The 20,655-nt window shown below is 54.2% G+C and carries 19 protein-coding genes; 12 read left to right on the forward strand and 7 right to left on the reverse strand.

All coding sequences use genetic code 11. From position 1 onward, the window contains the following. Positions 1-57: 57 nt before the first annotated feature. Positions 58-1,134, reverse strand: a complete 1,077-nt coding sequence (locus AB1N33_RS09945; RefSeq protein WP_411271391.1) for a DNA mismatch repair protein — start codon at positions 1,132-1,134, stop codon at positions 58-60. A gap of 42 nt (positions 1,135-1,176) precedes the next feature. Beyond that, positions 1,177-2,682, reverse strand: a complete 1,506-nt coding sequence (locus tag AB1N33_RS09950) for a CYTH domain-containing protein (RefSeq protein ID WP_411271392.1) — start codon at positions 2,680-2,682, stop codon at positions 1,177-1,179. A 182-nt stretch (positions 2,683-2,864) separates the two neighbouring features. Here AB1N33_RS09950 and AB1N33_RS09955 point away from each other — a divergent pair, with 182 nt between their 5' ends. Beyond that, on the forward strand, positions 2,865-3,455 hold the full coding sequence (locus AB1N33_RS09955; RefSeq protein ID WP_411271393.1) for a TIGR04211 family SH3 domain-containing protein: 591 nt from the start codon (positions 2,865-2,867) through the stop codon (positions 3,453-3,455). Between the two features lie 83 nt (positions 3,456-3,538). Here the strand turns inward: AB1N33_RS09955 and putA are convergent, their stop codons facing one another. Then, the gene (gene putA, locus AB1N33_RS09960; RefSeq protein WP_411271394.1) at positions 3,539-7,345 is read right to left on the reverse strand and encodes a bifunctional proline dehydrogenase/L-glutamate gamma-semialdehyde dehydrogenase PutA; all 3,807 of its coding nucleotides are present in this window, start codon (positions 7,343-7,345) and stop codon (positions 3,539-3,541) included. Between the two features lie 373 nt (positions 7,346-7,718). On the opposite strand from putA, the gene AB1N33_RS09965 reads away from it, so the two are divergent. The 11 genes from AB1N33_RS09965 to rpoS all read left to right on the forward strand — a co-directional run bounded on the left by AB1N33_RS09965 (position 7,719) and on the right by rpoS (position 17,829). Next, complete coding sequence (locus tag AB1N33_RS09965; RefSeq protein ID WP_411271395.1) at positions 7,719-9,341, forward strand: methyl-accepting chemotaxis protein; 1,623 nt, start codon at positions 7,719-7,721, stop codon at positions 9,339-9,341. A 128-nt stretch (positions 9,342-9,469) separates the two neighbouring features. Continuing rightward, positions 9,470-11,179 (forward strand): TIGR03545 family protein, encoded by a 1,710-nt coding sequence (locus AB1N33_RS09970; protein ID WP_411271396.1) that lies wholly within the window; start codon positions 9,470-9,472, stop codon positions 11,177-11,179. A gap of 191 nt (positions 11,180-11,370) precedes the next feature. Beyond that, entirely contained in the window at positions 11,371-11,649 is a 279-nt protein-coding gene (gene ftsB / locus AB1N33_RS09975) for a cell division protein FtsB (RefSeq protein ID WP_411271423.1), read from the forward strand. Beyond that, positions 11,646-12,359 (forward strand): 2-C-methyl-D-erythritol 4-phosphate cytidylyltransferase, encoded by a 714-nt coding sequence (gene ispD, locus AB1N33_RS09980; RefSeq protein WP_411271397.1) that lies wholly within the window; start codon positions 11,646-11,648, stop codon positions 12,357-12,359. Before ftsB ends, ispD begins: the two co-directional genes overlap by 4 nt. Further along, entirely contained in the window at positions 12,350-12,823 is a 474-nt protein-coding gene (gene ispF / locus AB1N33_RS09985) for a 2-C-methyl-D-erythritol 2,4-cyclodiphosphate synthase (RefSeq protein ID WP_411271398.1), read from the forward strand. Before ispD ends, ispF begins: the two co-directional genes overlap by 10 nt. After that, entirely contained in the window at positions 12,820-13,893 is a 1,074-nt protein-coding gene (gene truD / locus AB1N33_RS09990; protein ID WP_411271399.1) for a tRNA pseudouridine(13) synthase TruD, read from the forward strand. The genes ispF and truD overlap by 4 nt, the downstream gene beginning before the upstream one ends. Before the next feature lie 10 nt (positions 13,894-13,903). Continuing rightward, positions 13,904-14,647 carry a 5'/3'-nucleotidase SurE gene (gene surE / locus AB1N33_RS09995; RefSeq protein ID WP_411271400.1) on the forward strand — a complete coding sequence of 248 codons (744 nt, stop codon included), beginning with the start codon at positions 13,904-13,906 and terminating at the stop codon, positions 14,645-14,647. Positions 14,648-14,688: 41 nt separating this feature from the next. After that, positions 14,689-15,324, forward strand: coding sequence for a protein-L-isoaspartate(D-aspartate) O-methyltransferase (locus AB1N33_RS10000; protein WP_411271401.1), 636 nt, complete (start codon positions 14,689-14,691; stop codon positions 15,322-15,324). Continuing rightward, positions 15,321-15,899: a YqaA family protein gene (locus tag AB1N33_RS10005; protein WP_411271402.1), complete on the forward strand. Its 579-nt coding sequence runs from the start codon at positions 15,321-15,323 to the stop codon at positions 15,897-15,899. The genes AB1N33_RS10000 and AB1N33_RS10005 overlap by 4 nt, the downstream gene beginning before the upstream one ends. Before the next feature lie 4 nt (positions 15,900-15,903). Continuing rightward, on the forward strand, positions 15,904-16,770 hold the full coding sequence (locus AB1N33_RS10010; protein ID WP_411271403.1) for a peptidoglycan DD-metalloendopeptidase family protein: 867 nt from the start codon (positions 15,904-15,906) through the stop codon (positions 16,768-16,770). A gap of 66 nt (positions 16,771-16,836) precedes the next feature. Beyond that, positions 16,837-17,829: an RNA polymerase sigma factor RpoS gene (gene rpoS / locus AB1N33_RS10015; RefSeq protein WP_411271404.1), complete on the forward strand. Its 993-nt coding sequence runs from the start codon at positions 16,837-16,839 to the stop codon at positions 17,827-17,829. Between the two features lie 70 nt (positions 17,830-17,899). Here rpoS and folA read toward each other — a convergent pair whose 3' ends face one another. The 4 genes from folA to rplU form a co-directional block, all read right to left on the reverse strand. Further along, a complete protein-coding gene (folA, locus tag AB1N33_RS10020) occupies positions 17,900-18,406 on the reverse strand; it encodes a type 3 dihydrofolate reductase (protein WP_411271405.1) in 507 nt (168 codons plus the stop codon). Between the two features lie 9 nt (positions 18,407-18,415). Then, the gene (cgtA, locus tag AB1N33_RS10025) at positions 18,416-19,576 is read right to left on the reverse strand and encodes an Obg family GTPase CgtA (protein WP_411271406.1); all 1,161 of its coding nucleotides are present in this window, start codon (positions 19,574-19,576) and stop codon (positions 18,416-18,418) included. A gap of 353 nt (positions 19,577-19,929) precedes the next feature. Next, positions 19,930-20,187, reverse strand: a complete 258-nt coding sequence (gene rpmA, locus AB1N33_RS10030; protein WP_115591793.1) for a 50S ribosomal protein L27 — start codon at positions 20,185-20,187, stop codon at positions 19,930-19,932. A gap of 15 nt (positions 20,188-20,202) precedes the next feature. Continuing rightward, on the reverse strand, positions 20,203-20,514 hold the full coding sequence (gene rplU / locus AB1N33_RS10035; RefSeq protein WP_411271407.1) for a 50S ribosomal protein L21: 312 nt from the start codon (positions 20,512-20,514) through the stop codon (positions 20,203-20,205). Positions 20,515-20,655 lie beyond the last annotated feature (141 nt).

A 20,655-nucleotide genomic window follows, 5' to 3' on the forward strand; every position in this document is an offset into this window, starting at 1 on the left:
CGTCCCGCCGGTCCGTCCTGCACGTGGCGTATTGATGTCGCTTCGCCGCGCGGCGGTTTACAGCTTACTCAGGTAGTTTGGCAGTACGCCGCTTAAGAATTTTTCCGAGTCCAGTCCAAGTCGCCTGGCGACACGCGCAATACTTGCATCGCTGCGCAGCAGTACCTTCTTCGCATATTCCAGACGGTAATGATAGATAAACCCGCGGAAACTTTTGTACTTGCTGAGCTTAAGCGTAATGGCCAGCAGGGTGGGATCAAGTTCATTGTCACGGCAAAAAGCACAGAGGGTCTGGCCTTTATGTTTGTAGGCTTTGGTATGGATGACCGCCTGCTCGGCTTTTGCCAGCGCATTACGCATCTCGGCCTGTGACTCGGCGCACGCTTCCAGGCGCTGATAATCCACCGGGCATGGTGAGGTACGCTGCGGCATAATCAGCACCGCCAGCATAAACAGACAGACCAGTGCCATCAACAAATGATACAGGCTTTGCCAAAAGGTAATCTGCAGAAACCCAAACGCAGCGGCGCTGACCAACAGGATGCTGGCGAACGCCAGTCCCACCGTCATTCCTGCCACGCCGCCCAGTTTTTTGATGCGAAAGGTGGCGGTGTCAGCCACCTGTTCGGGCAGATAATGGTGATAACGCTGAACGCACTCAGCAATCAGGATCCCGAACAGCAAGACAGCAAAACCGGTCGCCAGAGGGGCCAGATAGGCCGGCCACAGCGCCAGAGGCTGACCAACCGGCGACTGGCTGAACCACTGAATTTTGGTGTCTGACGGCAAAAATATCATTGCGCTCTGTGCCAGCAGGCACACCCCTGCGGGCAGCCACTGTCGTGCGGATGACGACGGCGCCTGATGCACCAGCATGCCGGTGGCTTTATAACTGAATGTCAGCAGCAGCGCTGGCATGACATCAAACAGACCGAGTACCGGCGACACCCCCTCCAGTGCAAACAGCTTGAGCCACTCATCAACCACCAGCAGAGGCCACATGGCAAGTGCCATCGTGATCCAGCGACGACCAGGCAGGCGTCCTGCGGAAGAAATAAAACGGAACACAATCACTACATACAGCAGTGACATGGCAAACAGGGCATACTGATAAATTAAACCGCTTGAGGTCATGTCAATAGTCGCCGAATGTCGTTCAAAAGCAGAGTAAGAAGATTACCAGTATACATCACGTTGCATGGCTACCTGACGCGTTCTTTCCATGACATTGATCAGTCGCGCCATTTTCTCTGTTGTCCATTGCGCCATCTCATCATCGTGTGACAGATCGGCATCATTCAGGGCATGTTTAAGCGTCAGCAGCGCTTTGAGCTCATCAATCCCGGTCAGCAAATCAAGCCACGGCGCACGAAAGTTGCCGCGCTCTTCAACAAATAAATCCCCCAGCAAAAAGCCGTTCCACAATGACTGACGCAACAGCATTTCCACCGCGGTGTAATTGGCGGCGCCCATATGACGGCTGGCCGGCATACTTTGCTGCACCGTTTGCCAGCCCTGGGACAGCCAGCCTTTGGCATGCTCCATCACCGGCATATCGAACCCTTTGGCGTGCTCACGCCAGGGTTTATCCTGCAGTAATGCCGAGGCATTCAGCTTGATATCGCTGGCAGACTGACGATACAACAGGCTCTCAGGATCATACTGTTTTAACAGGCCGGCTACGCGCCCCTGAAGGTAGCTGACCAGCTCCGGAGAACGACCCAGCATTTTGGCAAACAGGCTCTTTTTCGACAGCAGATAACGCAGGCTACGCAAATCATCATGCCAGAGCCAGTCCTGGGCATAACTGATAAGCTGTTTATGCAGTTGCAGCATCTGCGGGCACTGTAATACCGGCAAATAAAGCGACACGCTCTGCATCAGCAGGCGGATAGCGTCGACCACCTCTGTCAGCGGTTTGACCGACCCGGTCTGCATGTACAAGTGTTCATGATGCTGCCAGTGACGGATGGCCACGGCCACAGCCTGGGCAAACGCATCTTCGGTGGTACAGCCCTGCGTCAGCGGTAAAAACGGCGGCAACGGCGTATTTTTCGCATGTAATCCGTGCAGCAGCTGGTATCCCTGCGCGGCCTTAGAAACATCACTTAGCCGGACTTCCAGCGTACTGCACAGGATCCCCGCGAGAGTATACAGGGCGCCAACGTCACCCTCTTTAAGTTCCAGTTCAATTTCATTGATGGGCGAAGACGCTTTCGTGGTTGAGGCGACGCCTTCATCCAGCACAATCTCAACCACCGAATCACCGACCCGGGCATCATACGCGGTACGGGTAAAATGCGTACTGAACTGCTGTTCAAGCTGGCCGTTCAGCTTGTCGGCACTCAACCCCTCCGGCCAGACGCTGGCATCAAACAGCGTGAGATCCGGCTCGGGTGCCGACAGGCTGACATTATATTCCTCGCGACTATGCAGGCCGCCACGGATTTTCCCGTTGGTTTTCAGCGTTTGTTCAAACGCACCATTATTTCCGCGTACCCGAAAGCCAATTTTATGCTGCTGAAAGTCATGCTGTGGAGTGTCGTAATAGTCGTTCCGCAACTGCATTTCACGCGCTGCAGACACCGTCACGCCACGGGCTTTCAACGCGGGCAACGCGTTATCGTTAAAGGGCTGTCTGACGCTATGGCGGGCAACAAATTTCAGTTCAATTTCAGCCATGCTGGAAGAGGTCGGCGAAAAACATGCCGCTACCTTATAATTTTTCGGTCTGGTTTGGCAATCATCTCACAATGCAGGATTCATCGCCGCGTTTAATTCCATTTCATTATCAGAGGGTTGCCTTTACCCCGCGCAAGCCCTACCATCGAAGTGTTTTTTTCAGACTATTGGGTTTCATAATAATGCGCACCTGGTTAGCCCTCGCTATTCTTCTTTTGCCATTACCGGCACTCTCCGTGCAGGACACCGCGGCCCCTGCCGATGAGCCGTCTCACTTTGTTCGTGACGATTTATTTATTTTCATGCACGCGGGGCCCTCGCGTGAATACCGTATTCTGGGTTCGGTAAATGCCGGCACCCCGCTTAACGTGCAGGAACGCGATGGTGACTTCACCAAAGTGGTTGCGGATGGGCGCACAGGCTGGGTGGAAACCCGGTTTATCAGCACAACGCTGCCGGTGTCGTTACAACTGCCTGAAATTAACCAGCAGCTGGCAGACCGGGAGGTTGCACTGCAGCAGGCCAGTAACAGTAACGCGCAGCTTCGCCAGCAGCTCAACGACGCCCGTCAGCAGATTGCCGAGCTGACCAGCCAGGCCGAAACGCAGCAACAAACCATTGCTACCCTTCAGCAGCAGGTAAAGCGGGAAGATAAGGACGAGTTGTTTACCTGGTTTACACGCGGTGGCATGGTTGCCGGTGGCGGTGTCGTGCTGGGGCTGCTGCTTTCATTTTTACCGCGCAAGCGCCGCCGTGGCGGTGAGTGGATGTAAGTCCCCTCACCTGGCATAGCATTGCAGACAAAAAAAGACCGGCCCGGGGCTCTCCCCTGAGCTGGTCTTTTTATTGACGGGTATTACTCGTCGTCTTCGACCATCGTCATCAGCGAGGTATTCCCGCCTGACGCGGTGGTATCAATGCTGATGGTCTTTTCGGTCATCAGACGCTGGATCAGCTTGTCGGTATATTCCGCGGTTACCACCGGCAGGATTGCACCTTCACGTGACGACAGCATGGCAGCGATACGGGCGGTACGCTCAGTATTTGAGTCAACCACTACACCGGCCAGGTTTTTATCCATCAGCAGCGTGTCGAAATGCGACAGGCGCGCCACCTGGAATACCCCTTTCGGTGCACCCGACGCCTCGAACTGCGCCTGAAACTCCAGTGCTTCTTCATAGAACACTTCCGACACCACCGAGACCACCACGTTACCGGTCGCCAGCGCCGTCACAATAGACAGTGTCCAGTACTCGAAGGTTACCCCTTTGTCGGCAAAACAGACCAGTACGCCACGCGGCTCCAGATACAGCTTATTCGACTCACCGGTTGGTCCCGGCAGCTCGGTTGGTTTCGCCAGTTTGCGCTCAATGCTGGTCAGTTGCTGACGCGCGGTTGCGAGCGTACGGTTAAGGTCATCAGCGAGCTCTTCAACAATGTCGACCTTGGCGATTTTCGCCAGCAGTTGACGAACCGCTGAAATGCGATCGTTGAGCGGAGTATGACGCCACTGTGCCTCCACAGACGTGGCGGTGTCCATCATCGCCGTCGCCTGTTCAACCGCGCGTTCGTCACCTACCAGCGCCTGGTCTGTCGAGTCAACATCGTCCAGCGTTGATGGCTTCGGCGTTGCTCTTTCCATCATCAGACGTGACAGGTAGTTAGGTCCACCGGCTTTTGGCCCCGTGCCTGACAACCCGCGGCCACCGAACGGCTGCACGCCAACAATCGCACCAATCATGTTACGGTTAACGTACACGTTACCGCAGCGGCTTTTGGCTGCCAGTTCATTGGCACGTTCATCAATACGTGAGTGCACGCCCATCGTCAGGCCGAATCCGGTGCTGTTGATTTGCTCAATCACATTATCCAGCTCTTTACCCTTGAAGCGGACCACGTGCACGACCGGACCGAACACTTCGCGTTTAAGCACATCAATGCTTTCAATCTGATACAGCGTTGGCGGGAAGTAGGTGCCGTTATCGGCTTCAGCCGGCAGATCAGCACGATACAGCAGTTTGCCACGGTCGTTTTCTTCCATGTACTGCTGGTGCTGCGTCAGGCTGTCCAGTGCTTTCTTATCAATGACCGGACCAATGTCGGTATTCAGAAACGCAGGATCGCCCACATTCAGCTCTTTCATTGCGCCGGTCAGCATGGTGATCAGCTTGTCGGCAATTTCTTCCTGTACAAACAGCACACGCAGCGCAGAACAGCGCTGACCGGCACTCTGGAAGCCTGAATGGATCACGTCATCGACCACCTGTTCAGGCAGCGCAGTGGAATCCACAATCATACAGTTCTGACCGCCGGTTTCGGCAATCAGCGGCACCTGCTCGCCACCGCGGTTCGCCAGCGTCTGGGAAATCAGGGTGCCGGTCTGGGTTGAGCCGGTAAACATAACGGCCTTAATGCGCTCATCCGGCAGCAGGGTCTCACCCACGCCTTTACCCGGACAAATCAGCATTTGCAGCGCGTCTTCAGGCAGACCCACAGAATGCATAATTTCAATCGCACGTTTGGCAATCATGCTGGTCTGCTCGGCGGGCTTGGCAATTACCGTGTTGCCGGTTACCAGCGCCGCGGCCAGCTGACCCATAAAAATTGCCAGCGGGAAGTTCCACGGGCTGATACACAGCACCACGCCGCGTGGCAGTAAGCGCTGATCCTCATCCAGTTCACGCGCGCGCACGGCGTAGTAGCGGCAGAAGTCAACCGCTTCACGCACTTCGTCAATGCTGTCCTGCGCCACCTTACCGGCTTCACGCACACACAGCGCAATCAGCTCAGACATATGGCGTTCCAGCGCATCGGCAGTGCGCTCAAGAATTTCGGCACGCTCTTCAACCGGGCGTTTTGACCAGGCCTGGAAACCGGCCTCGGTGACATCCAGTGCGTGCAGCATGTCGTCTTTGGTGGCGTAAAAATGGTAGCCGACCACGTCGTTGTGATCCTGCGGACAGCGCACCGCCACGGCGCCTTCGGGCACATCAGCTTCGCTCACACTGTAGTGTTCTGTCCAGCGTGCCAGTTCGTGCTGCAGCGCATTGACCGCATTGACGTCAGTCAGGTCCAGCCCTTTTGAGTTGTCACGCTCCGGCGCGTACAAATCACGCGGCTTTTTAATCAGCTTGTTGTAGCGGGTTTTAAGGCGCTGGGTTTTCTCTACCGGATCTTCAAGCAGTGACTCTACCGGCTTGCTGTCGTCCACAATGGCATTAACAAATGACGAGTTAGCGCCGTTTTCCAGCAGACGACGCACCAGATAGGCCAGCAGGTCCTCGTGCTCACCAACCGGCGCATACACCCGGCACTGAATTTTGTCGTCAGACACCACCTGATCATACAGGGTGTCGCCCATGCCATGCAGACACTGGAACTCAAAACCTTCTTTATCATCGCCGGCCAGTTCGATGATCACTGACGCGGTATAGGCGTTGTGTGTTGCAAACTGCGGATAGATGGTGTCACGGTACTCGAGCAGGCGGTTCGCACAGGCATGATACGACACGTCGGTTGACGATTTACGCGTAAACACCGGAAACTCTTCCACGCCAGCCTGCTGGGTGAGCTTGATTTCGGTATCCCAGTACGCGCCTTTGACCAGACGAACCATCATCTGACGTCCAACCCTGACGGTCAGCTCCCGCAGATACTCAATCACGTGGATTGCGCGTTTCTGGTAAGCCTGAACAGCAATACCAAAGCCTTCCCAGCCGTCCAGGTCAGCGTCGCTGAACACCGCTTCAATGATATCCAGTGACAATTCCAGGCGGTCTGCCTCTTCGGCATCCACGGTCAGGCCGATATCATAGTCTTTGGCCATCAGGCACAGTGCTTTCAGGCGCGGCGGAATTTCGGCCATGGCACGCTCGCGCTTGAGGAACTCAAAACGCGGATGAATGGCAGACAGCTTCACCGAAATCCCCGGCGAGCGCTTCGGCCCACGACCGTTGGCGGCTTTACCAATGACCTTAATCGCTTTCACATACGCGTTGTAGTAACGGTCGGCATCCTGCATGGTGCGGGCACCTTCCCCCAGCATGTCGTAGGAATACACGTACCCTTTTTTCTCTTTATCTTTGGCGCGCTCTACTGCATCTTCAATGGTTTCGCCCATCACGAACTGACGGCCCATTACGCGCATGGCAATGTTCATGGCACGGCGGATCACCGGTTCGCCGAGACGACCCAGGGTTTTCTTGAGCAGGCCAAAATGTTCTTTTTTGCGCTTATCAGCATAGTTGACCATATTACCGGTCAGCAGCAGGCCCCAGGCAGACGCATTCACAAACAACGACTCAGAGTTACCCAGGTGCGGCGTCCACTGACCTTTTGACAGTTTGTCACGGATCAGCTCATCCTGTGTGTCGCGGTCAGGCACGCGCAGCAAAGCCTCTGCCAGACACATCAGTACCACACCTTCGGCGGTCGACAGGGAATACTCGTGAAGCAGCGCATCAACACCACCGTGACCTTCCTGATCCCGTCGGATCTTCAGCACCATTTTTCGGGCGCGCTCCCAGGCACGGCTTCGGGCGCGTGGATTGACCTCTGCGATCGGCAGAATCTGGTCAATCGCAACCGATTCATCGATACGATAATAATCGCGGATACGCTGACGTAGGGGTGTAGTTGTATAGAGATCGTCGTTAGTGAGCATTGCAACCCTTTTCGTTGAGTTATCTGATTAACAAAATGACGTCGGCACTACCCGACCATATCATGTAATGGTGCCGCACGTGACCATGTCGCAATCACCGTGGAACAACTCGTCGTCCCCTTTCATACCGACACAGGGCTGTGAGTAGATCACGATATCGCCAGAATCGCGCGGATACTAGCACACTCCGCGACGAGGAAAACTGCTCTCAATCAACTTTTTTTGCCGGTATGACCAGCCACTGTTCTGCCTGCGCTACAATGCGCCTTGCAATATTTCATTTACATGCATTTTTTTGGTCTACACTTCGGTAGTTAAGACTTTAAAAATGCACAAAAAAACGTGTCGTCATGCACAGAAAAGGTGGTTGTTTATGTGGTTACGTCAACTGAGTTTGCTTCAGCGTCTGAGTATTATCGGGGTGGTCGTTATCGTGGCGTTATTGGTGCTGGCTATGGTCGCACTGAACCGTCACCACTCGACCATGGAAGAAAATGCCTATGAGCAAACGCAGCACCTGGTAGAAACCGCACACAGTATTTTGCAGCATTACGCAAGTCGCACGGATCTCACTGATGAGCAGGCCCGCACCGCGGCGCTCGATGTCATCCGCGCGTTGCGCTATGACAATAACAACTATTTCTGGATCAACGACGGCACCCCGAAAATGGTGATGCACCCGATGAAGCCCGAACTGGAGGGCCGGGATCTCTCGAATACCACAGACTCATCAGGTAAACGCTTTTTCGTCGAAATGGCCCGGGTCGTCAAACAGGACGGACAAGGGTTTGTCAGCTATGAGTGGCCGCTGCCCGGCGAGGACGTGCCGGTCGACAAGATTTCATTCGTCAAAGGCTTTCCCAAATGGGACCTTATCATCGGATCCGGAATTTATCTGACTCATCTGGAAGCGTCCTTCGCCAGTATGCGTAATCAGTTGATTGTGGCGAGTCTGATCAGTATTGCCGTGGTTGTCGGCCTGATTTACGCCATTGGCAGCAGCATCATCAGCCCCGTACGGCAAGTGACTGACGGCATGCGCGATATTGCTCAGGGCGAAGGCGATCTCACCCGTCAGCTGCCGGTCAGCGGGCAAGACGAGATTACCCGTCTGGCACGTTACTTTAATGACTTTACCAGCAAAATTCGTGATTCCCTGATTGCCGTGCGCGAAAGCACTGTCGCGCTCAATAATGAGGCCAACCAGGTTGACCGCGCCAGTCAGCACAGCCGTGAGCAGGCGCAGGAGCAAAACGAAAATATGCTGCAGGTTGCCGCGGCCATGGAAGAGATGACCACGCAAATTCACGATGTCAGTCAGCACGCAGAAACCGCGGATGCCAATACCGTAGAAGCCAAAAACCGCGTACAGGACGGCTCCCGGCTGCTGGACAATACAGTCACCGACATTCGCAGCCTGACCAGCGACATCGAGTCGGTCAGTCACACCGTCAGTCAGCTTGCCGAACGTACAGAAAATATCGGTTCCGTGCTGGATGTCATTCGCAGTATTGCGGAACAGACCAATTTACTGGCGCTGAATGCCGCCATTGAATCGGCCCGTGCGGGTGAACAGGGACGAGGGTTTGCTGTGGTTGCCGATGAAGTACGCACACTGGCAAGCCGCACCGAGCAAAGTACCAACGACATTCAGGCGATGATTGAAAAACTGCAGAGCGAAGCCGGTAACGCGGTGGGCGCGGTAAAAACCAGCAGTGATATGGCCGCCCGTACAGTTGAAAAGGCCATGGAAGCCAACGACAACCTGAAGGCCGCGGTTGGTGTCATGGACGAGATTGCGGGCATGAACAGCGACATCGCCCGCACCACAGAGCAACAATCGCTGGCCGCCAGCGAGGCCAATCAACGCATTAATGCCCTGTCAGGCGCAACCGATGATGCGCTGGCAACAGCGGATAACCTGGCCGGTGCCAGTGAAAAACTCAAACAGCAGTGCAGTGCATTGAAAGTCACTGTCGATCATTTCAAACTGTAAGCGACGCGGGGATAACCCCGTGTGCTTTCACGCAAAACCGAACTCTGTGCTATAACGTAAGCAGTAATCTTTTTCGTGGATTGTTAACTGCCCGTCAGGGTCAGCATTAACTACAAGGAGTCAGCCCTATGCCGTCCAGTGGCCTGCGTCGCCGTTACTATTTTATTGGTGCTCTGGCACTGATTATTGTGTTGTACCTGTTGTTTGCCAACACCCTCATTAAAACTGTGGCAGAAGCCAAAATGGGTGAAGCCTACGGGGCCGAAGTGAATATCGGATCGGTCAGCCATTCGTTGTACCCCACCACGGTCACCCTTAAACAGATTGAACTGACGAACCCGACCAAACCGACGCATAATCAGGTACTCATTGGCACCGCGTCAGCCGACGTGGCGCTGATGCCCCTGCTGTCAAACCGCGTTGTGGTTAATCAGTTGTCTGTGCTTGAGGTGCAGTTTGATCAGCCCCGCACCTCGCCTGGTGAGGTATACCGCGTACCGGAGCGCTCGCTGACGTTCGACGAGATGAAGCAAAAAGTGCAGGAGGACATTCCGAGCGTGGATGAGCTGCTGGCACGTAATCCTCTGAAGACCTCGGCAGCCGTTGAGCAGGCGCAGGACACTTACGCCCAGTATGAGGCGTCACTGAAAGAAAGCTATCAGACGCTGCCGGATAAGGCCCGCCTGGATTACTACAAAAGCCAGATTGAGGGACTGAAGGAGACCAAATACAGCGATCCACAGGCACTGTTGCAGGCGAAAAATGCCCTGTCTGAGCTCAAAGAACAAATGAAAGCGGATCGTGAAAAAATCAGTACCTTCAGTGAGCAGGCCAAAACGGCGCGCAGCGACCTGAAGGCCACCATTGCTGCGCTGAAAGACGCGCCAAAACAGGATTATGCACTGCTACAGGGGCTGATTGCCGGCGATCAGGCCGCGCTGTCACAGGTCACCCAGTTTGTATTTGGCGACAAAGCGGCTGAATATACGCAGTATCTGACGTCGGCGCTACAGGTGGTCCTGCCGCTCATCAACGGCCAGGAAACCACCAGCGACAGCAGCGCGGAAGTCCCCTCTGTGCTGGTAAAGCAGGCTGACGTATCGGTGCTGTGGCAAAACGAAACTATCACCAGTAACTGGCAGAACATCACCAATACCCACGCGCTGATTGGTTCCCCTACCACGTTTACCATTAAAGGACTCGGTGAAAAGCTAAAATCCTTCCAGTCGTCGGGGCAGTTCTGGATTGACGATGACGGCGTTGATGCCAGCCAGCAATGGGATATCAGCGACATTAATCTGGCCAATATTCCGCTAAGCAGCAACGAAAAGCTTAACGCCATGCTGACCAGTGCCCTGCTGAAATCCGCCGGATCGCTGACCGTGGAGAACAACCAGTTGTCGGGTCAGGGCGAAGTGGACCTGCTGTCGCTGGCGATGCAGGCGACAGGCGAAAATAAGGTGTCTACTGCCATCGCATCAGCACTGGAATCGCTGACCAGTCTGTCGATGTCGATGCTGTTTAACGGCAGCATCGATAACCCCGGCTTTTCAGTGAAATCAGACCTGGACAACAAACTGGCGAAAGCCGCACTGTCGCAGCTTACTGACTCACAGAAAGGCAAACTGGATGAGCTGAACCAGAAGCTTAATGACATGGTCAGCAATCAGTTATCGGCGACCAACGAGCAGCTTGTCTCGGTGAATGGCCTGCTTGAGGCAGCCCAGGGTAACAGTGACATGCTCTCCGGCTTGATGGACACGCAGTTGTCTGGTCTGGTTGACGAGCAAAAGAATAAATTGCTGGATAAACTGAAGGGCAAGTTCGGGCAGGGTTAACCCGCCTGCCGCGCGTGCCTTTTCCCTTTGCAAGCGCACACTATCACGGCATAATGGCACCAAGACAGGATACGAATCAGCGTATCCGTCCGGTGTATACCGGTGTACAGCAATAACAATAACGTCCGGGTGAATTAGTGTCGCAATCGGTTCGGCAACCTTACTGGCTCTCAGTATGGCGGGACAACTGGCTGGCAGTACTGCTGATAGTACTGTTGGGTCTCCTGCAGCATCGCCTGTGGTTTGGAAAAAACAGTATTCCTGACTATATGGCGGCCAAAAAGGACGTCGAACGGCAGTCTCTGCAGAATGCCAATCTTGCCCAGCGAAACGCGCTGTTAAAAGCAGATATCAATGATCTCACCATTGGCCTTGAAGCCATCGAAGAGCGTGCGCGTAACGAACTCGGACTGATTAAGGAAGGCGAAACGTTCTACCGGATCCTGCCGGCCGAACCGAATTCACCATGACACAGACCGCATCTATTGTCGCCGTTGTGCCTGCCGCGGGGGTGGGCAGTCGTATGCAGGCCTCACAGCCAAAGCAATACCTGACCCTGGGTCAGCGCACCATTCTCGAACATACATTATCTGTGCTGGCAACGCATCCGGCCATCTCCCGGGTGGTGGTGGCCATCAGCGCCGATGACAGCTGGTTTTCTGCTTTGCCTGTTGCCACTGCCCCCTGGCTAACCACCGTGACGGGTGGGGCTGAGCGGGCTGACTCCGTACTCAGTGCCCTGGCAACCCTGGATGACAATGACTGGGCGCTGGTGCATGACGCCGCCCGTCCCTGCCTGTCTCATGCAGATATCAACGAAGTACTTAACGTTATAAATCGTGATGATGTCACAGGCGGCATTCTGGCTACGCCAGTGCGAGATACCATGAAACGTGCCACCGATAACGGGGCGGCACCGCGTATTGCCCACACGGAAAGCCGCGAAAACCTGTGGCACGCACTGACCCCGCAGTTGTTTCCGGCGGGTCTGTTGCGCCAGACCCTCAATGATGCGCTCAGGGCAGGCGTGCAGGTGACCGACGAAGCCTCGGCCATGGAGTGGGCAGGACACACCGTGGCACTCATCGATGGCAATCCGGCAAACATTAAAATTACCCGGCCAGCAGACCTGCCGCTGGCCGAATTCTACCTTCAGCAACGGGATAACGCATGCGAATAGGACAAGGCTTTGACGTTCACAAGTTTGGCGGTCAGGGGCCGATCATGATAGGTGGCGTCAGCATCGACCATCCACAGGGACTTCTCGCCCACTCAGACGGCGACGTCCTGCTTCACGCGCTGTGTGACGCGCTGCTTGGCGCCATTGGTCTGGGTGACATTGGCCATCATTTTCCGGATACCGATCCAGCCTTCGCGGGTGCAGACAGCCGTGTATTACTGCGCGAGGTCATGCAACAGGTTACCCAGCGCGGCTACAGGGTCGGTAACGCCGACATGACCATCATTGCCCAGGCGCCCAAAATGGCACCGCATATTGATGCCATGCGTCGTACCATCGCAGAATATTGTGGCTGCGATGCTGCAGATATCAACGTCAAGGCAACCACCACCGAAAAACTCGGGTTTACCGGTCGGAAAGAAGGCATTGCTGCGCAGGCAGTGGTGTTACTGGTGCCACGATGAGCGCAACCCTGTCTACCGACCATTGGGCCTACCAGTTTGGCAGACCGGTTTCGACCGGCCTGTTTAAGTTTCAGGCAGAAGATTTTCAGGTTGAGGAAGATCTGGGTTACCAGCCTGCCGGTGAGGGTGAACACCAGTTTATCTTCGTAGAGAAAACCAATACCAACACCGCCTTTGTCGCCGAGCAACTTGCCCGCTTTACCGGCCTGCCGCTGCGACAGGTAACCTATGCCGGACGAAAAGATAAGTATGCCGTTACCCGTCAGTGGTTTGGCATTCATGCGCCGGGCAAAGATCTGTTCGATTTCAGCCAGTTTGCGTTAGAGGGCGTGCGGGTGCTGAAGCACACCCGTCACAACAAAAAACTGCGCACCGGACAGCTCAGGGGCAACCGCTTTGCTATCGTGCTCAGGCAGATAAGCCACCCCGAGGCACTGGAGGAACGCCTTGCAATGATTGCCGAGCACGGCGTACCAAATTATTACGGCGAGCAGCGCTTTGGCGTGATGCGAATCAATGAACTGGGTGAGCAACAGCTGGGTGGTAATCTGGCGATGGCCCAGCGCATGATTAACGGTGAAACCATACGCCACCGGAATAAGCGTTCCATGGCGTTATCGGCACTTCGCAGCTGGCTGTTCAATGAGGTGCTGTCGCAGCGTCTTGAGCAGGGGTGTTTTGACACCATACTGCGGGGTGATGCCGTTATGCTGACCGGCTCGAACAGCTTTTTTATCCATCGTGACGACGACCCGGCAGTGCAGCATCGTTATCAGCAAAAAGATCTCTGCCCTACTGCACCGCTGTGGGGACAAGGCCCCCTGATTACCGAATCTGAGGCGAAAGCCCTGGAGCAGGCTGTTGCCGATGGCTGTGAGGATGTCAGCCGCTTTCTGACTACTGCGGGCTTTGATCAGGAACGCCGGGCAATCAAAATCTGGCCTCAGCAGCTTGAATGGTCGGTGAAGGGTGATACATTAACGCTTTCCTTTTCGCTCCCCAGCGGCTGTTTCGCCACGTCCGTGTTACGGGAGTGCATTGAGACCATTGCACCAACCAACAGTATCTAGCGGGGAACGCATGCGTATTTTAATGAGTAACGATGACGGGGTATTCGCTGAAGGCCTGCGCGTGTTGCACGCCACCATTGCGCAGCAACACGATGTTACCGTGATTGCCCCTGACCGCAATTGCAGCGGCGCGAGTAATGCCCTGTCGCTGCATCAGCCCCTGCGCATTCAGCAAATGGAAAGCGGATTTTATTCGGTGAACGGCACACCATCAGACTGCGTTCACCTGGGCATCAATAAGTTTCTCGACGACGATCCGCAACTGGTGGTCTCCGGCATCAATCACGGTGCCAATCTGGGCGATGATGTTATTTATTCCGGTACCGTCGCCGCCGCCACTGAAGGACGCTACATGGGCCTGCCGGCCATTGCGGTGTCACTGGTAGGGCATAAGGCGACCCATTTTGAGACCGCAGCCCGGGTGGTGGCCGACATCATTGATAAGCTGGCACAACATCCTTTGCCGGCGAATCAGATCCTGAACGTGAATGTGCCGGACGTGCCTTATGATGCACTGAAAGGCATTAAGGTCACCCGTCAGGGCCGTCGTCACCGCGCCGAAGGCATGGTCAGAGCCGAGGATGCGTTCGGCAGAACCATTTACTGGTATGGTCCGGCCGGGGCTGAGCAGGATGCCGGAGAAGGGACGGATTTCCACGCCATTGCAAATGGCTATTGTTCGGTGACACCACTGAGTGTGGATATGACGGCATATCAAAGCCTGGATGACATGAAGGACTGGCTGGCCAAGTAAATGCCGGCTGAGGTCTGCGCAAAACAAGGATAATAAGAACAATGAGATCGACACGCAAAGGTGATTCACTGGCAGAACTGCTGTATGCCGAAGGAATTCGTGATCAGCGCGTGCTCAATGCAATAGCGGCAACACCCCGGGAACGTTTTCTGCCTGATGCACTGAAACACAAGGCATATCAGAATACCGCGTTACCCATTGGACAGGGACAGACGATTTCTCAGCCGTACATCGTCGCCAAAATGACAGAGTTGCTGCTGGGTTCGCCCAACCCGCCGGAAAAAGTACTCGAGATAGGCACCGGATCCGGCTACCAGACTGCGATCCTCGCGCAATTATTCAGGCAGGTTTACAGCGTAGAACGTATTAAGTCGCTGCAGTTTCAGGCTAAACGTCGCATGAATCAGCTTGATTTGCACAACATAGCCATGAAGCACGGTGATGGCTGGCAGGGCTGGCCGTCAAAGGGCCCGTTTGATGCGATTATTGTTACCGCCGCGGCCGCGACCTTACCCGAAGCCCTGTGCGATCAGCTTAAAGAAGGTGGCCGGCTGATTATTCCGGTCGGTGAAGAGCAGCAGGCACTGCTGTGCGTTGACCGGATTGACGGTGAACTGCAAACCCAGACCATTGAGGCGGTTCGTTTTGTTCCCTTAGTGGCAGGAGATCTGCTTTGAAAATTTTCCAGCCGCTGTACGACCTCGCCCTTCGTTGGGCCCGTCATCCGCAGGCATCCCGCTATCTGGCCGGATTGAGCTTTGCCGAGTCGGTATTTTTCCCTATCCCGCCGGATGTGATGCTAGCTCCCATGTCGCTATCACAGCCCTCGCGGGCGTGGCACTTTGCGCTTATCGCGACAATAGCCTCAACCATAGGAGGCATTGCCGGTTATCTGCTGGGGTATTTTGCCTTTGACGCCTGGTTATCACCCATTATCGAAGCCGCAGGCTACGGACCCCAGCTCGAGCGTACCATTGACTGGTTCAAGGACTATGGCGTGTGGGTGGTATTTTTGGCCGGCTTCTCCCCTATTCCCTATAAGCTTTTCACGCTTAGCGCAGGCTTCCTGAACATGGCATTTGTGCCCTTTCTTGTTGCTTCTGTAGTAGGCAGGGGAACCCGGTTTTTCCTGGTGGCCGGCCTGATGAAAATGGGCGGTGCCGCGATGGAAGAAAAACTCAGGCAGTACATTGAATGGCTCGGCTGGGCAGTGGTACTGCTGGCGGTGGCGGCCTATCTGATACTGAGGTAACACCATGTTCAGGCGCCATGCGGTCTCTGTCACAATTGTCGCCTGCCTGACGACTACGTTCATCAGCGGGTGCACGTCCCGCCATACCCCTGCCCCGGTTGTGTTACTGAATAGTCAGCCAGAAGAGGAGTCCGGGGGTTTTACCGATGATACCTACACGGTTGCAAAAGGCGACACCCTGTTCGCCATTGCCTGGTATACCGGTAATGACTACCGCGACATCGCCCGTTATAACAAGCTGAGCGCCCCGTACAATATCTATCCCGGCCAGGTGCTGCGGGTGACCCCACCCAAAACTGTTCAAAAAAGAAGCAACTCTCAAGCCAGATCGTCCAGATCCCCCAGTGGTACGACCACATCATCCTTAGCTAAAAGTAGTGTTGACCGGCCTACCGGGCAGGCGTATGGTGAAAGTGAAAAAGTTGTTAACAACCAGTCGGTTAAACCGGACTCGTCCAACAAAAAACGGAAACCGAACTCCTTTCCAGCCCGCGTAAACCGCTGGGTGTGGCCTGCAAAAGGAAAATTGGTTGAGCAATTTAGCCAGGCGGAATCGGGCAACAAAGGCATCGATATCGCCGCCGCCAGAGGCAGTGCAGTGCTGGCAGCCGCAGACGGCAAAGTTGTCTATGCGGGCGATGCACTCAGAGGTTACGGTAACCTGATCATTATTAAACATACCGACACCTTCCTGAGCGCTTATGCACACAACGACACCATCAACGTCAAAGAACAACAATGGGTGTCAGCAGGCCAGAAAATTGCCACTATGGGGAACAGCGGTACAGATTCGGTAAAGCTTCATTTTGAAGTGAGATATCGTGGCAAGTCATTAGATCCACAGCGGTATCTGCCAACAACACGACCATAACAATAAACAATAATAAGAATGAAAAAGGAGAAACTATCCGGTAACCAGTAACCAGGAGATGCAGTTGTGGGTCAAACTAAAAACACTGTGATCGAACCGAAAGCTCAAGACGACAATGACGTTATTGAGATGTCTGAAAAAATGAAGGATGAAGCTTTAAGCGACGATCTGGAAAACGATGAAGATATCGTTCTCAGTCAGGAAGAGCTCCCCAAAAACCTCGACGCCACCCAGCTTTATTTAGGCGAAATTGGCTACTCCCCCTTATTAACCGCTGAAGAAGAAGTGTACTTTGCCCGTCGTGCCCTGAAAGGCTGCGAAGCCTCACGCAAGCGCATGATTGTCAGTAACCTTCGTCTGGTGGTGAAAATTGCAAGACGCTATAACAACCGTGGACTGGCACTGCTCGACCTTATTGAGGAAGGCAATCTGGGTCTGATCCGTGCGGTTGAAAAGTTCGATCCCGAACGCGGATTCCGCTTTTCAACCTACGCCACCTGGTGGATCCGTCAGACCATTGAACGTGCCATCATGAATCAGACGCGCACCATTCGTCTGCCTATTCACGTGGTCAAAGAGCTGAATGTTTACCTGCGCGCAGCGCGCGAGTTATCGCAGAAGCTCGACCATGAGCCGACCGCAGAAGAAATTGCCACCGCGCTGGAAAAGCCTGTCGACGAAGTCAGCAAAATGCTGCGTCTGAACGAACGCATTACTTCGGTGGACATTCCGATTGGTGGCGAACATGACAAAGCCCTGCTGGACATTCTGGCCGACGAGAAAGAATTCGGTCCGGAAGAGAACCTGCAGGACGCCGACATCAAAAGCAACATTGTAAAATGGCTGAAAGATCTGAACCCCAAACAGCGAGAGGTGCTGGCGCGCCGCTTTGGTCTGATGGGTTATGAGCCTTCAACGCTGGAAGATGTGGGTGCTGAGATTGGCCTGACCCGTGAGCGTGTTCGTCAGATTCAGGTAGAAGCCCTTCGACGCCTGCGCGATATGCTGGGACATCAGGGCCTCACTCTGGAAAACCTGTTTAACCAGATGAACGAGTAAGACCGTCTTCTGAAAAGTTCAGGCGAAAGGGGCACCGGGACGAATACGCCCTTTTCGCCGCCCTCTCTGGTTAACCGGGTTGCCGCTGCAGCGTGACGAACCGACAGGCATACGGATTTTTATCGTCCGCGTCACGCTGTTCGCTGCTCACTTCCTGCCATTGTGCAACCGTGGTGTAGTCTGGAAACTGCGTATCGCCGTCGATGGTGGCATCGATAAAGGTGAGATAAAGCCGTTCGGCACGGTTTAACATGGCCTGATAAATTGCCCCGCCACCAATGACCATAATCTCGTCTGCGTCACTGCAATGCTGCTGTGCGAAAATAAGCGCCTCATCCGGCGACGCGACAATGTGCGCATCTGCCGGCCTGAAGTCAGTGCTGCGGGAAATAACAATATTGGTGCGTCCTGGCAATGCCTTGCCAATCGACTCGTACGTCTTGCGCCCCATGATCACCGGCTTACCTAAGGTAACCTGTTTAAAGTGCTTCAGATCGGCCGGTAAATGCCACGGCATACCGTTGTCCTTTCCAATCACCCGGTTGTCTGCCATGGCGGCAATCATTGCGATTTTCATCAGGCGTCCTTAACGGCGGTATTCCACTTCCACGTCGTAATCGTCGTCGTCCCAGTCGTCATCGTCCAGATCGTCGTCATGGGCAAGGTCCATCGCCTCGTTGTGGTCTGTGTCCCACTTAAACTCTACGTTTTCTGCTTCCAGCGGCTCTTCACTCGGGGCAGGCAGGGTTTCAATGAAATCCATGATATCTTTACACAACGGCTCCAGTCCCAGTTTCTGGAAAGCAGAAATCTGATAGACCGGACCATCCCATTCCAGCGCGTCGGCAATTTTCTTGCATAGTTCATCTGCTTCTTCTTCAAGCATCAGATCAACTTTGTTGAAAATCAGCCAGCGCGGCTTTTCAGCCAGTTTCGGACTGTAGTTTTCCAGTTCGCGAATGATGGTTTTCGCATTTTCCACCGGATCGCTCTGATCGGCTGGCATCAGATCGACCAGGTGCAACAGTACGCGGCAGCGCTCAAGGTGTCGCAGGAAGCGGATCCCAAGACCTGCGCCATCGGCTGCACCTTCAATCAGACCCGGGATATCGGCCACGACGAAGCTGCGCTGTGAATCCTGACGCACTACGCCGAGGTTCGGCACCAGCGTGGTAAACGGATAATCTGCCACTTTCGGTTTGGCCGCCGAGACCGAACGGATAAACGTAGACTTACCGGCGTTGGGCATGCCCAGCAGACCCACATCCGCCAGCAGCATCAGTTCCAGTTTCAGATTACGAATTTCACCCGGTGTACCATTGGTTTTCTGACGTGGAACACGGTTAACAGAGCTTTTAAAACGCGCATTACCCAGGCCATGGAAGCCACCCTGGGCGACTTTCAGTTTCTGACCATGCTTGGTCAGATCACCCAGCACTTCAAGGGTTTCCGTGTCGGTTGCACGGGTGCCCACCGGCACTTTCAAAAACAGATCTGCACCACCACGACCGGTACAGTTACTACCCTGGCCATTCTGTCCACGCTCCGCACGATGAAAGCGCTCAAAGCGGTAATCAATCAGCGTATTTAAGTTTTCGTCGGCCACCAGATAGACGCTGCCGCCATCCCCGCCGTCGCCCCCATCCGGGCCACCTTTAGGGATGTACTTTTCACGCCGAAAGCCAATCACGCCGTTACCGCCGTCACCCGCTTCAACACGAATTTCCGCTTCATCTACAAATTTCATTTCTCTCTCCGGTCATATCGACCAACGTAAACCTAACTGACTTATCTAGTATAACAACAAGCAATAAATATCGCGCCGTATGATTAACCGTCTGTTGCCTGCAGGCTGCCAGCGGGGGCGCGCTGAAGACGCAAACCACGCATCGCCGGGGCAGGGAACGTGATTATGGACACGCCGTAAACCCATCCATGGGGGCTCCACCACGGCATCCATGCCGTGGAGGGTCCAGAATCACGTTCCCTGCCCCAGCACTGCTCGATTACATCTTCAGCGCCCGCTTTTCGATTGCAGATAACAAAAAACCCCGCTTGCGCGGGGTTTTTTCTAAGCCTTTCGGCCGAAAGCGTTCGCGCTTATTCAGCTACGATGCTTACAAACTTACGGTTTTTAGGACCTTTCACTTCGAACTGGACCTTACCGTCTTTCAGTGCAAACAACGTGTGGTCTTTACCGATACCCATGTTGTCACCAGCGTGGAAACGCGTACCACGTTGACGAACAATGATGTTACCAGCAAGAACTGATTCACCACCGAAGCGTTTTACACCAAGGCGTTTACTTTCGGAATCGCGACCGTTTTTGGTACTACCACCAGCTTTTTTGTGTGCCATGTGATTTCGCTCCTATTATGCGCTGATGCCAGTGATCTTCACTTCAGTGAACCACTGACGATGACCCATTTGCTTACGTGAATGCTTACGACGACGGAACTTGACGATTTTTACTTTATCGCCACGACCGTGAGTGATTACTTCAGCAGTCACTTTACCACCAGCAACTAACGGCGTGCCGATCTTAACGTCGTCGCCGTTGCTTACCATCAAAACTTTGTCGAATTCAACCGATTCGCCTGGTGCGACTTCGATTTTTTCAAGACGAACGGTTTGGCCTTCGGCCACACGGTGTTGTTTACCGCCACTTTGGAAAACCGCGTACATAGTTAACTCCGCTCTGCGTGTTCTTACGCTTTAATTCAAAAAACAGGGCGCGAATTGTACGTGATAGCCATTTAAATCACAAGAGCGATTCCAAGAAAAATTGACTATTTTTCCTACACGACGTCAATTTGCCCCTTTGGT

The organism is Alteromonas nitratireducens (assembly GCF_040812025.1).
Lineage (GTDB): Bacteria > Pseudomonadota > Gammaproteobacteria > Enterobacterales > Alteromonadaceae > Alteromonas > Alteromonas nitratireducens.